Genomic DNA, 12,744 nt, shown 5'->3' with positions numbered 1-12,744 from the left:
ATAATAATTAATGAAGATGATATACGATTATGAGTAAAGCAGTAGAATTTACAGACGACTCTTTTGAAGATGAAGTCATTAATGCCGATGCTGAAAAACCGGTTTTAGTTGATTTTTGGGCAGAATGGTGTGGCCCTTGTAAGATGGTTGGCCCTGTCGTTGAAGAGCTGGCCGAAGAATTTGAAGGAAAAGCTAAAATTGGAAAAGTAGATGTTGACTCAAATCCTGAAACATCTACTAAATACGGTATCCGAAGTATTCCATCCCTGCTGATTTTCAAGGACGGCGAAGTGGTTGATCAAATTGTTGGAGCCGTACCGAAAGCGCAGCTTAAAAAACAGCTTGAAGCGCAACTTACGAACTAAACAGTTCCAAAGAATTACCCATTAAGAAAGGCGATGAAGCTTCCACTTCATCGCCTTTCTTATTTTTCAGTTGGTTTAATCCGTTGTCAACTACCTAACTCAAAAGTAATAGTAGCCTTGGAGCCGCCTTTCGAAAATTGTAAATCATCAGCATACTGCTTTATCAGGTAAACGCCCCTTCCCCCCTCATTTAATAAATTTTCTTCTTTCAGGGGGTCCGGAATTTCTTCGGGATCAAAACCCTCTCCTTGATCCTCAACACTGATGGTCAAAACCCGATTTTCCTTATCCAAGGTTGAAAGCACCACCACCTTTTTATCCGGATTCTCGTTGTTACCGTGTATTATTGCATTATTAACCGCTTCACTGAGCGTAAGCATAATCCGGCTAGAATCCTCTTCAGTAACACCAGTCCACTGCTTAAGCTTCTCAACATACGGCCCTAACCGCTCCTCCATCTCATCGAAGCTGGAATTCAAGACAAGTTTTTTTGTATCAGGCTTTGACATAGACAAAAGATATAAAGAAGGGATGCCTCTCACTGAAACATCCCTATAGTGCAAAAAACTACTACGCGTACAATCCTCGCAGTTTCAACGTCATAGCCACTTTATTTATTCCAAACACGTAAGCAGCTTGACGCAGCGTAATATCATACTCGTTACGTACCTCAAACAGGTTATCGAAGGCATTGCGCATCATCCTGTTAAGGCGACGGTTTACACGCTCTTCGGTCCAGAAATATCCCTGTCGATCCTGTACCCACTCAAAGTAAGAAACCGTAACACCACCGGCATTGGCAAGGATATCGGGCACTACCATAATACCTTTATCTTCGAGAATGGAATCTGCATTAGCTGTCACCGGACCATTTGCACCCTCGGCAATAATTTTAGCATTAATATTACCTGCATTTTCACGATTTATCTGATCCTCTTTAGCTGCCGGAATCAATACATCGCACTCCATTTGCAAGAGTTCTTCGTTGCTGATCTTCTCAGCTTCAGGATAGCCTTCAAGTGAATTATCATTCTCTTTGGCATACTCTATTGCAGCAGGAATATCGATGCCGTTTTCATTATAGTAACCACCTGAAATATCACTGATAGCTACAACCTTGGCCCCTTGTTCATACATTAGCTTTGCACTAACCGAACCTACATTACCAAATCCCTGAACGGCAACGGTACATTTATTGGGCAAAATTCCCATCTTGTTTAAAGCAGCAAGCGTTACGGTTACAACGCCACGACCAGTTGCTTCTTTACGACCATGCGACCCTCCTAAAATAATAGGTTTACCGGTTACAACCGCCGTTTCTGTCTTGTGAGCATTCATGCTATAGGTATCCATTACCCATGCCATAATCTGCTCATTTGTATTCATGTCCGGGGCAGGAATATCACGATCAGGACCAAATACCTCAAGCATATTGGCCGTGTAGCGACGTGTCAGTCGCTCCAGCTCACCGTCTGAAAGCTGTTTAGGATCAACTCGCACACCACCTTTAGCACCACCAAACGGCACATTTACGATTGCACACTTCCAGGTCATCCACGCAGCTAATGCATTTACTTCTTCAAGCGTCACATCTGGTGCATAACGGATACCTCCTTTCGAAGGACCCAGTAAATTGTTATGGATAACACGATATCCTTCAAAAACACGAATATCTCCACTGTCCATAACAATGGGGATGGAAACAGTAACCTGCTTAACGGGACTGGCCAAATATTGGAACATTCCTTCGTCAAGCTCAAGCACCTCCGCAGCAAAACGGAAACGCTCTAACATCGATTCAAAAGGAGATTCTTCATCAAGCTTGGGCCCCGGCTCCTTGTAATAACCAGTAGTGTACATATTTTTGTTGTAAGGCATAAATTGAGATTAAAAAAAACTGATCTTATTACTGTTAAATACGATAAATCCTTATGGTGTTGATTGTCTAATAACAATTTTTAAACGACAGAAAGGTATGAAAAAATTAGTAGATGATATAGATAAGATTTGAGAAGTACATGAAAAATTTCTCCCGTGATACCTTAAATAATATATTAGTATTCCCCACTGATAGCTAACAGCATGTTGCATTTGAATAAAATTTAATGTTGATTCTACACATTAAACATACAGATAAACGTTATAACTTCTTTTTGAGGTTAATTTCATTGCTGTAAAATAACATAGATGCTATGGACGCCAATGTTCTGGTATTAAATAAAGATTACCAACCATTAAGTATTTGCTCGGTACATCGATCGGTCAAACTGCTGTTCTTGGATAAGGCCGAAATGGTTCATGACTATCCCGAGCGGACCATCAGTACCGTTTCAAAGGATTTCTCTTATCCTTCCGTGATACGATTGCGGCGATACATCAACATCCCTTATAACAAAATCGTCTTGTCGCGCCATAATATTATGAAACGCGATCATAAAACCTGTCAGTATTGCGGTTCATCAAAAAATCTTACCATTGATCACGTGTTACCTAAAAGTCGCGGCGGTAAAGACACCTGGGAGAACCTCGTAACGGCCTGTAATACATGCAATGTTGAAAAAGGGAACCGTACCCCCGAAGAAGCAAAAATGCCGTTGAACCAAAAACCTTTTCGTCCCATCCATATTACCTTTTTACAATCTATCCTTGGCGGTGTCCAGGAGGATTGGAAACCCTATCTATACATGTAATTTATCGAGACGATTCTCGTTAACGAACCTCAAATTATCTTCATAAGAAATACATAAAAAACCCTTATCTTCGAGGTTCATTCACACTTTTAGAATTCAAACAGTACAATGAGTAGCAAAGGAAGAGTATTAGTAGCTATGAGCGGAGGCGTAGACTCCTCTGTTGCGGCTGTTATGCTCAAAGAACAAGGATATGATGTCATCGGAATTACGATGAAAACATGGGACTATTCCCGTGTAGGCGGCAAGTCGGATAAAGAAACCGGATGCTGTACCCTTGAATCCATGAACGACGCGCGACAGATTGCCGTCAACCATGGCTTTAAACATTTTATCGTAGATATCCGTGACGAATTTGGCGATTGGGTCATCGATCGTTTTGTGGATGACTATATGAATGGACGCACTCCCAATCCCTGTGTCTTATGTAACACCCACATTAAATGGGCAGCACTGCTGCGTCGCGCCGATAACTTGGGATGTGATTATATTGCTACCGGGCACTATGCTAACGTACGTGAAGAAAACGGACGATACGTTATCTCCAAAGGCCTTGATCCCAAAAAAGATCAATCATACGCACTCTGGGGCGTTGAACAAAAACATTTAGCGCGTACCATATTTCCACTGGGAAGCTACGAAAAAACTGAAATTCGTGATATGGCCGAAGAATTTGGTCTCACCAAAGTAGCCGACAAGCCCGACTCCTATGAGATCTGTTTTGTCCCTGACGATAATTATCGCAGGTTCCTAAAAGATCGCGTAGATGGACTTGAAGAACGCGTCAAAGGCGGTAAGTTTGTCGACCAGGATGGAAATATCGTAGGCGAACACGAAGGGTATCCCTTTTATACTATTGGCCAACGCCGCGGGTTAGACTTAGCTCTCGGTAAACGCGTATATGTTACCGATATTAATCCCGATACTAATGTTATTACCATCGGGGAAAAGGAGGATCTGGTAGCTACCACCTGCAAGGCCAAAAATATCAACTTGAGTAAGTATGGCGAAGTCCCCGGCGGAGAAATGGAAATTACCGGAAAGATTCGCTATAACGACGACGGCGTCGTTGGTCAGCTAAAACAGCTGGGTGATGACGAAATTGAAGTTACCTTCCCTACCGGACGCGAAGCAATTACGCCCGGACAGGCTGTAGTTTGTTACGAAGGTGATGATGTTGTCGGCGGAGGCTGGATCCACAAAGTAAACGTGGATACCAACGTTCTGCAAGAAGCATAATCTTTGTTGTTATCAAACGTTAGATAGCCTGTCTGTTAATTCGGGCAGGCTTTTTTATTTTTTTGTGAAACTTTGTATTTGTTATTGATGTAAAACGGCATAACCCAATTATTTATCTAAACTTTTTTGATCATGAAAAAAGCGTCCTATTATCTATCGGCCATGCTCTTAGTTGCTTCTTTTAGTCAGCAGCCTGCCTCAGCGCAATTTGAAGGAAAAATAACCTTTAACAGCTACAACTATTCATCAGAAGGCGTTGAGCAAAAAGACGACAATTTCACGCTATTTGTCACCCCCGACCGTATTCTGCTGCAGGGCGAAAAAAAATACGGGTTTATGGAATCTATCCAAACAGAGGGAGTGCTGGTTCGTCTCGACTTCGAAGATTTTGTATTCCTGACCGGTAGCAACGAAGCCCTGAAAATCTCCAAATCGGATATCACCTCCATGATGAATATGTTTGGAAATGGGCAGAGTGCAAATACAGCAGCTGACAAAGCCGATAATGTTGATTACGAACGCACCGGTGAATCATCGACCATTCAGGGATTTAAGGCAGACAAATTTATTTTTAGAGATAATGAAGAACCCAACGAACATACCGAAGTATGGATGACAAAACAGCTCGATGTAAATTGGGGTATGCTGGCCGAATCCTGGAGCGGCAGTGCTAAAACCATTATCAGCAGCCTGCCTACAAACCTCGTGTTCAAAGAAAAATATTTCCCGCTTAAAGTAGAGGTATTTAAAGATGATCAGCTGGTATCAAAATTGGAGGCTACCGAGGTAAATCCTTCATCTGTTGCCAAAGCTATGGTGCAGGTTCCTTCAGGCATTAAAGTACTCAGCTTCCAGGATTACCTCTTTCAAAAGATGAGTCAACAGTAAAAAGTAGTAGTGAGATATGAGGAGTATTGAGTAGGAGATTCCTAACTCACTACCAACTACTCCCGGTTGAAACTTCCCATCAGATGCATTTCTCCATCCGGCTGAGATGATCTGCCATCAGATTCCAGCGTAACAGCAAAAGAAAAGTCATCCCCGTTATCCAACGCATCCAAATTATCAGTCATAAATAACGCGTTTCCATTGTCATCCACCGAAAATGAACTGATATCTACAGCTTTGTTATCAAAGATAGCCCAAAACTGATATTCCTCATCCCCTACCGGAGCCGGCAGTTCGGCCAGCCGTACAACAGCCCTGTTATTCTGCGAATCCCAAACTACATTGCCATACCCAAAGGGATTCGCCTCCATCCCCGACAACCTCACCATATGCAACTGACGAGAATCAATGATCGCAAGCATCTCCTGAAGCTCATTCATCTCATTCTGAAGATCCGCTATCTGCTTTTCCTGCTCAGCAATAACATTACTTTGGGTACTAATATCCGATCGCAGTGAAAAAGCATAAAACACCAGGCTTAAACAGATAAAACCCAAAACAATTGATAGTACTAATGTAAGCGATACACTTGTTTCTTCCGTTTCAGCAGCTTTATTTACAACTTCTTCATCTGATACTTCCTCCGCACGTTTCGTCATACGGCCCGATGCCTGCGAATCAGAATCCTCCACCTCCGCAAGCAGTTCCTCTCTCAATTTCTCCGGAGAAGGATCTTCCCTCTCAGAAAGTAATAGTTCATTTCCCTTCGTGCGCATTTGCTCATACAACTCATACTCCTCTTCCGTCGCCTCATCCAGCATCTCCTCGAACCGCATACGCTCATCCTGATCAAGAATATTCAATACATAATCAGCGCAAAGCTCTTTGAACGTTTCCCTGTCCGGTTGTTGTTTAGCCATCGCAAAATGTATATTTGATGAATATTACGTAAGTCAATATTACACCATAAATTTCAAAAAAGTTCAAACTTAAAAAACTATTAGAACGTGCCCTGGCTTCTTAGAATGACACTTGTGGTAGCCTCGTTAATGCTACCCGCTATACTTTACCTATCATTTCGCTATTACGCAACAGGCAAATCAACCAATTATTCAACCGCCGTCAAACTACTGACTCCGGTGCTGTTTCTCTCCTTTTACGCCTATCCGCTGACGGCCGTTATCGACTTTTACCTCACCGGTACCATCGATCTTCTCAACTATCCCCAGCCCCTGGCTTACTGGTTCTGGTTTGGACTCATATTCGTTTTTCAGCTGGCAACCTGGGTCATTATCACCGACCTCATTAAAGAGGGTACAAAATATTTTTATGGAGATAAAAACATCATCAGCCGGTGGCATCCTCACATAATCATAGCACTATTCGTAACTGTATTTCTGTTTACCGCAACAAAAACCTACCTCCACACAACCCAGGTGGAAGCAGAGCATCATACCATTCCCGTAGAAAACCTGCCCGAGCCACTCGAAGGACTTACAATTGTTCATATTACCGATATCCAGGGGGACGAATACACCGGACGAGATAAAATCCGAAACTACATCCGGCAAGTAAATGCCGAAAATCCGGACCTTATTATTTTTACCGGAGATCTTATTTCCTACGGCACCAACTTTCTTGAGATGTCAGCACAAGAACTGGGTAAAGCAAAGGCAAAATATGGAACTATCGCCACCGTGGGCGATCATGATTACTGGGCAGGCCTCGACAATATAGAACCTGCGCTCAACAATCAGAACATTCCTCTGCTTAAGGATGAAAATCACATCATACAAATTGACAGTACCAGCAATATTACCATTACAGGCGTTACCGAGGTGTACAGCAAACAATCCGATCCCGCCGCAGTAGACACCCTCACCAAAAGTACTGCCAATAGTACGCTAAAAATATTTGCCTCCCATCAGGTCAACGACCAGTTGATAACGAAAGCTCAACAACAAAACTATCACCTTATGCTGTCCGGACACACCCACGGGGGACAAATACACGTACCATTTATGGGGATGAACTTTTCTGCATCGCAGCAAGAAACCAAATACGTTCAGGGCCTATACCACGAGCAGGGCATTCCCATAAACGTCAACAACGGACTCGGATTTACACTGGCTCCCGTACGATACGAAGCTCCACCCAACATTTCAGTTATTACTCTGCAAAAAGAATAGAGATAAAACTGCTAACGAAGCAGCTCCATCAATTCCAAGAGAGCTGTACTCTTGAGCAATAACTCTCTACATCAACGGATTTCACTATAATTAAAACAAAGATTTCTCACTTCACTATGTTCTGTTCGAAATGACAAATCTAATTTTTCTGTCATCTCGACCGCAGGGAGAGATCTCTGTTTTCCACTGCTATCTCCAAGGGGGCCACAATCCCGCATTAGCATCAGGCACCCACGCTTGATGCTAACTACTTTTCGATCAGCTCTATCATTTTATCAGGATCATTCGTTGGCAGCTCACATGCATAATTCTGACAGACATAGGCGGTAGGTTTACCATCTTTCATTCCAAAATCGGAAAGGTACGGTACCAAATCACCAATCTTATTATCCTCCGGATCATGGAAAATAAAAACCGATCTGGGCAAAAAGCGACCGTACAGCGAGCGAATAAATTGTTCTATGTCAGAATCCCCTTGAGAACCGGCGATAACAACTTCCCGGGAATCCCCCTCCATAAAATCCACACTTTGTAAGGCCGCCCCAAAACTTGTCGGTGCCTTCTTAATACTTTTGGCAAACAGCTTTAGCGATTCATCAGCCATCTGTTCCCACTCAGTATTGGCAGTCATTCGTCCTAATTTAAGCAGGTTCATCATGGCAACAGAATTTCCTGAAGGCATCGCCCCATCATAAATTTCTTTCTTGCGACCTAACAGCTCCTCAGCGGATTCATCCGTAAAGTAAAACCCGCCTTTCTCCTCATCCCAAAACTGATCCACAAATTGCTCATTCAACGAAACGGCCTGCTGCAGATATTTCGTTTTAAAGGTAGCTTCATACAGCTCTAAAAGTCCCCATATTACAAACGCATAATCATCAGCATGGCCATCAATAGCTACATCCCCATTGCGGTATCGATGTTTTAGCCTCCCATCCTCAATGAGCATCTTATCTTCAATAAATGTCCAGCACTGCTCCGCTTTTGTGACATAATTCTGATTATTAAATACCGATCCCGCCTTGGCCAATGCGGCAATGATTAACCCATTCCAGTCAGTGAGAATTTTGTCATCCAACAGCGGATGAATCCGTTTTTTGCGTTTATCCAACAATGTTTCTCGAATTGATGCTAATGCAGACTTAAGGTTTTCAGGCTTCATATCCCGCTCCCGGGCAAGCTCTTTAAACGATTTTTGAAGATGCGGAATATTCTTGCCCGTTTTCCGACCGGTAGCCTCATCATGATAATTGCCATCATCAGTCAGGTTATAAGCTTCAATAAAAAGCTCTGCCTCCGCCAATGGTAATATCTCTCGAATCTCCTCGGTACTCCACACATAAAACTTCCCCTCTTCCCCTTCACTGTCGGCATCCTCGGCAGAATAAAAGCCACCCTTCTCATCCTGCATCTTACGCGTCAAATAACTGCAAATTTCATCCGCCGTCTGCTTGAAAAGGTCGTTCCCGGCAACTTCCCAACCCTCGGTGTAAGCCATTAGCAACATCGCCTGATCGTAGAGCATCTTCTCAAAGTGAGGGACCAGCCATTGCTGATCCGTTGAATAGCGATGAAACCCTCCGCCGACCTGATCAAAAACACCGCCCATTCGCATCTGGGTGAGCGTTTTTTTCACCATTTCCAGGGCATTTGAATTCTTATAGCGATCGGCATAGCGCAGTAAGAACATTAAATTATGCGGACTTGGAAACTTTGGTGATGAACCAAAGCCCCCATGTTGTTCATCAAACTGCTGCTCGTACTGATGATACGCCTCATCTAAAATATCACTGTCCAGGCGATCTTCCGGCGTAAATACATTCGACTTCTGAAAAGCAGTGACAATTTCATTAGTTGAATTCAGAATTTTCTCCCGATCATTTTGCCAAATTTTTGAAATCCATGGAATCAGCTCCCGCATCCCCGGACGACCCTGCCGACCGACTTTTGGTATATACGTTGCCGCATAAAACGGTTTTTTATCAGGTGTCAGAAAAACGTTTAGCGGCCATCCACCACTGCCGGTAAGCATCTGGCAAACCAGCATATAGGTATTGTCAATATCCGGGCGTTCCTCGCGATCCACTTTAATATTTACAAAGGCACGATTCATCAACTCCGCGACCTGCTCATCCTCAAATGACTCATGCGCCATCACATGACACCAGTGACAGGTGGCATAGCCAATAGATACCAGTATCGGCTTGTCTTCTTTCTTTGCCTTTTCAAACGCTTCTTCTCCCCATGGATACCAATTCACCGGATTATTGGCATGCTGTAATAAGTACGGGCTGGATTCATCAGCCAAACGATTTTGATTGTGATCAGAAGAATCAGTCATCTACTTATTGTCTACATCTTTAGAAAAACGATCGCTGTAATCCACGATAAAGCGGTCATACTCTTCATCAATAAGTTCCGTTGAAATCAGGAAATCGGCCGATGATCGATTACATGCCATCGGGATGTTATAAAGCACGCCAATCCGGAGCAGTGCTTTTACGTCTACATCATGCGGCTGGGCCTGCAGCGGATCCCAGAAAAAGATCATCATCTCAATCTTATTTTCGGCAATGGCGGCTCCAATTTGCAGATCGCCCCCCAGTGGTCCACTGTTAAAACGATTTACATCCAGCCCTACCTTGTCTGCAATCATTTTGCCCGTCGTTCCTGTCCCAAACAAGTTGTGCTTTGAAAGCGATCCCTTGTTAAAATCACACCAGTCAATTAAATCTTTTTTTCTGTGATCGTGGGCAACAAGAGCAATATTCTTCTTTTTTTTCATCTTTTTTGCTGCAGGAGCAACAGGCTGCTGAGAATTTTCTTTTGCGTTCATATCAGATATATAGCTTTAAAATATAGTGTGGTCAGCAGATAAGCTACGGTAAGTAGAGGTGGCTCTCAAGCTATAATTATAGATAATAAACAATCTTACATAGCCAATCGAAGGGGAGAATCACTTATTTGAATTCGCTTAATGGAAAATGATTCCTTCTCAAATCCCTTGAGACGAATACTCATGTCCTCTATTCTCCCTCCATTGTCAGATTCCTCAAGCATTTGTTGTAAGCTATAATTCTCAAACACCTTCTGAGAAATGATAAGTTCGTTTTCTGAAGCGTAGTCCACGAATCGGGAGGCAATATTGACCGTGGAACCAAAATAATCGATTCGACTATTCAGATTTACGGCAACACAGCTCCCGTGATGGATACCCGCCTTGAGCTGAAAATCATCGGTGAAACGTTCATCATTCGATATTATCTGTTGAGCCCTCAGATAAGCTCGCAGCGCCTGATCCGGTTCACAAAATACTGCCATAACCGAATCACCAATGGTTTTAACAATAGCACCATGCTCTTTGGCAACTACCCGATGAAGGATTTCAAAGTGATCAATAACTTGTCCAACTGCCTTATCATCCCCCTCTTCGTTATACATACCGGTTGAGTCAAACAGATCAGTAAACATCAACGTCAGATTATCAACGGAAATTTTTTCGCCCTTGCGCAATACTTCATCCGCAAACAGATTGCGAAACAGCTGCGAAGAAGTTGCCCGAGCAGCACTCACTCCATGTAGTGACCAGCTCTTATGCTCGAGAGTAATCAGCTGATTTTCATCAGTTGTATTTTCAATACTCAAATTGGGACTGTTTGCAATATGTACCTCTTCACCAGAAAGACCCGATGGACTAATATTTACATGAACCGTATTGTCTCCATCTTCATCAACATAGACCATTGCCTCACCCTTTGACTGAGTAGATTGCAAAATATATTCCCCGGAGGGCAGATCCGTCATCAGATAACGTTTTTGGCCGGGTTCCAAATACTGCTGTAACACTATGTGTGACTTCTGTTGGGGGCCGCGGATGCAATATTGATCCTTATTTATTTTGCGAATAAGTGGATGTGGTATAAAGCTGAGTTGAACCGTTTTATTAAAATTGACTTTAAATTCCTGCTCACACTTATCGCAATAGATCGGCTCATGAATCTGATTCAACGTTTTTACCGATTCTTGGATACTTCTGCAGGAAGGGCAATACAGATCCCAGTTAAAATTCAAAAGATTAGCCTTGGCAGCATAAACAAAAACCTTAAAAACCTTCTCTTGGGATACCTCCCACTGTTCGGCCAGTTTGAGTGGAGAAATCTGCTGCAACTCTAAATCATCAGCATAACGGACAAACTCAATTAACCGCTCCAACACAGCTGCATCTACTTGGCTATTGTACAGCTCTTCCTTAATCTGCCTAAGCCGCTTTTTGCCACCACGCACCAATCTCTTTTTCTTAGCAATCTGATAGTAATGACGATCACTTATGGCTAACTGATCGTATGTGTCAATCACATTTTTTAAGCGTCGCCTTACCAGCATTTTAAGTTTTAGGGTCGTCCAGAATGAAAGGATTTTATTGCGGGGAATAGCCCAAAGCTTAACAATTACGCGGCTTCCGTTTTCATTCTCTTTTATGTCAACCTGGATTTTCAAATCCTTATACGCCCCCGATTGGTAATGCCGAACTACACCAAACCGAAAGGGATATTCCCATTCATATGGTGCTTCTTCCCAAACTTCGTAACGGTTGATTCCATTATAGGAGAGCTGAACTAAACCCTGATCTACCGACTGCGTTATGTGGGCTTTCTGAATACTCGGTTGCTTCAAATCCTTGAACAAACGATTAGTATCCGTAACAAATGGCCAAATCTCCTGCGGTAGAGCATTAACCTGCCTGGTCCAAGATAATTGTACCGTCTTATCAACCATTAATTTACAGTTATTTATAAGCTAAAAAGTTCTGCACAATTGACTTCGTGAATTAGTGCAGTAAGCGTTATATTTACATCCTTTATTTAAAAGAGCATAGAAACCCTAATCTGTTACAAATCTTTAAATTCATTTTATGGCAGTAGAACGAACTCTCACAATCCTAAAACCAGATTGCGTACGAAAAAATCTAATTGGCGAAGTTACCCGCCGCATTCAAGAGGCCGGGTTTCGCATTGTAGCGATGAAAATGACTCGTCTTACTAAAGATACCGCGGGCGGATTTTATGCCGTTCACAAAGAACGTCCATTTTTCGATGAACTTGTTGAGTTCATGAGCAGCGGACCCTGCGTACCCATGATTCTTGAAAAGGAAAATGCTATCAAAGATTTCCGGGAATTCATTGGTGCTACCGATCCCAGTGAAGCTGAAGAAGGAACCATTCGCGCCGACTTTGCCGACAGCGTAGGCGAAAATATCATTCATGGTTCTGACTCTGTTGAAAATGGCAAAAAAGAGGCCGCCTATTTCTTTTCTGAAGCCGAAGTAGTGGCTAATAAAGCCTAACCAAATTTCGAGGATATGCGAGCTGCTAC

The 12,744-nt window shown here is 42.8% G+C and carries 12 protein-coding genes; 6 read left to right on the top strand and 6 right to left on the bottom strand.

Translation table 11 applies throughout. The features are described 5' to 3' along the window. Positions 1–29 precede the first annotated feature (29 nt). Positions 30–365 (top strand): thioredoxin, encoded by a 336-nt coding sequence (gene trxA / locus CK503_RS11595; RefSeq protein WP_176466301.1) that lies wholly within the window; start codon positions 30–32, stop codon positions 363–365. A gap of 86 nt (positions 366–451) precedes the next feature. On the opposite strand, the gene CK503_RS11590 is transcribed toward trxA, so the two are convergent. Beyond that, on the bottom strand, positions 452–874 hold the full coding sequence (locus CK503_RS11590; protein ID WP_095606986.1) for an ATP-binding protein: 423 nt from the start codon (positions 872–874) through the stop codon (positions 452–454). A 61-nt stretch (positions 875–935) separates the two neighbouring features. Next, positions 936–2,243, bottom strand: coding sequence for a Glu/Leu/Phe/Val family dehydrogenase (locus tag CK503_RS11585; RefSeq protein ID WP_095606985.1), 1,308 nt, complete (start codon positions 2,241–2,243; stop codon positions 936–938). A gap of 314 nt (positions 2,244–2,557) precedes the next feature. On the opposite strand from CK503_RS11585, the gene CK503_RS11580 reads away from it, so the two are divergent. From CK503_RS11580 to CK503_RS11570, 3 genes are all read left to right on the top strand, one after another. Beyond that, complete coding sequence (locus CK503_RS11580) at positions 2,558–3,055, top strand: HNH endonuclease (protein ID WP_095606984.1); 498 nt, start codon at positions 2,558–2,560, stop codon at positions 3,053–3,055. A gap of 108 nt (positions 3,056–3,163) precedes the next feature. Then, the gene (mnmA, locus tag CK503_RS11575) at positions 3,164–4,294 is read left to right on the top strand and encodes a tRNA 2-thiouridine(34) synthase MnmA (RefSeq protein ID WP_095606983.1); all 1,131 of its coding nucleotides are present in this window, start codon (positions 3,164–3,166) and stop codon (positions 4,292–4,294) included. A 132-nt stretch (positions 4,295–4,426) separates the two neighbouring features. Then, positions 4,427–5,182 (top strand): DUF4412 domain-containing protein, encoded by a 756-nt coding sequence (locus tag CK503_RS11570; RefSeq protein WP_095606982.1) that lies wholly within the window; start codon positions 4,427–4,429, stop codon positions 5,180–5,182. 56 nt (positions 5,183–5,238) lie between these two features. Here the strand turns inward: CK503_RS11570 and CK503_RS11565 are convergent, their stop codons facing one another. Further along, the gene (locus tag CK503_RS11565; protein WP_095606981.1) at positions 5,239–6,102 is read right to left on the bottom strand and encodes an anti-sigma factor; all 864 of its coding nucleotides are present in this window, start codon (positions 6,100–6,102) and stop codon (positions 5,239–5,241) included. An 87-nt stretch (positions 6,103–6,189) separates the two neighbouring features. Here CK503_RS11565 and CK503_RS11560 point away from each other — a divergent pair, with 87 nt between their 5' ends. Continuing rightward, a complete protein-coding gene (locus CK503_RS11560; RefSeq protein WP_141239925.1) occupies positions 6,190–7,371 on the top strand; it encodes a metallophosphoesterase in 1,182 nt (393 codons plus the stop codon). A 247-nt stretch (positions 7,372–7,618) separates the two neighbouring features. On the opposite strand, the gene CK503_RS11555 is transcribed toward CK503_RS11560, so the two are convergent. The 3 genes from CK503_RS11555 to CK503_RS11545 all read right to left on the bottom strand — a co-directional run bounded on the left by CK503_RS11555 (position 7,619) and on the right by CK503_RS11545 (position 12,147). Then, positions 7,619–9,712, bottom strand: a complete 2,094-nt coding sequence (locus CK503_RS11555; RefSeq protein ID WP_095606979.1) for a thioredoxin domain-containing protein — start codon at positions 9,710–9,712, stop codon at positions 7,619–7,621. Further along, a complete protein-coding gene (locus tag CK503_RS11550; protein ID WP_095607123.1) occupies positions 9,713–10,156 on the bottom strand; it encodes a methylglyoxal synthase in 444 nt (147 codons plus the stop codon). Positions 10,157–10,302: 146 nt separating this feature from the next. Continuing rightward, entirely contained in the window at positions 10,303–12,147 is a 1,845-nt protein-coding gene (locus CK503_RS11545) for an adenylate/guanylate cyclase domain-containing protein (protein WP_095606978.1), read from the bottom strand. 136 nt (positions 12,148–12,283) lie between these two features. Here CK503_RS11545 and ndk point away from each other — a divergent pair, with 136 nt between their 5' ends. Then, complete coding sequence (ndk, locus tag CK503_RS11540; RefSeq protein ID WP_095606977.1) at positions 12,284–12,715, top strand: nucleoside-diphosphate kinase; 432 nt, start codon at positions 12,284–12,286, stop codon at positions 12,713–12,715. Positions 12,716–12,744: the final 29 nt, after the last annotated feature.

It is taken from the genome of Fodinibius salipaludis (genome assembly GCF_002287075.1).
Classification (GTDB): domain Bacteria; phylum Bacteroidota; class Rhodothermia; order Balneolales; family Balneolaceae; genus Fodinibius; species Fodinibius salipaludis.
This window is presented reverse-complemented; position numbering and strand designations above follow the sequence as displayed.

Excerpts from the sequence above, each read along its gene's own strand:
- trxA (WP_176466301.1), top strand. The coding sequence starts at position 30 with ATGAGTAAAGCAGTAGAATTTACAGACGACTCTTTTGAAGATGAAGTC.
- CK503_RS11590 (WP_095606986.1), bottom strand. The coding sequence starts at position 874 with ATGTCAAAGCCTGATACAAAAAAACTTGTCTTGAATTCCAGCTTCGAT.
- CK503_RS11585 (WP_095606985.1), bottom strand. The coding sequence starts at position 2,243 with ATGCCTTACAACAAAAATATGTACACTACTGGTTATTACAAGGAGCCG.
- CK503_RS11580 (WP_095606984.1), top strand. The coding sequence starts at position 2,558 with ATGGACGCCAATGTTCTGGTATTAAATAAAGATTACCAACCATTAAGT.
- mnmA (WP_095606983.1), top strand. The coding sequence starts at position 3,164 with ATGAGTAGCAAAGGAAGAGTATTAGTAGCTATGAGCGGAGGCGTAGAC.
- CK503_RS11570 (WP_095606982.1), top strand. The coding sequence starts at position 4,427 with ATGAAAAAAGCGTCCTATTATCTATCGGCCATGCTCTTAGTTGCTTCT.
- CK503_RS11565 (WP_095606981.1), bottom strand. The coding sequence starts at position 6,102 with ATGGCTAAACAACAACCGGACAGGGAAACGTTCAAAGAGCTTTGCGCT.
- CK503_RS11555 (WP_095606979.1), bottom strand. The coding sequence starts at position 9,712 with ATGACTGATTCTTCTGATCACAATCAAAATCGTTTGGCTGATGAATCC.
- CK503_RS11550 (WP_095607123.1), bottom strand. The coding sequence starts at position 10,156 with ATGAAAAAAAAGAAGAATATTGCTCTTGTTGCCCACGATCACAGAAAA.
- CK503_RS11545 (WP_095606978.1), bottom strand. The coding sequence starts at position 12,147 with ATGGTTGATAAGACGGTACAATTATCTTGGACCAGGCAGGTTAATGCT.
- ndk (WP_095606977.1), top strand. The coding sequence starts at position 12,284 with ATGGCAGTAGAACGAACTCTCACAATCCTAAAACCAGATTGCGTACGA.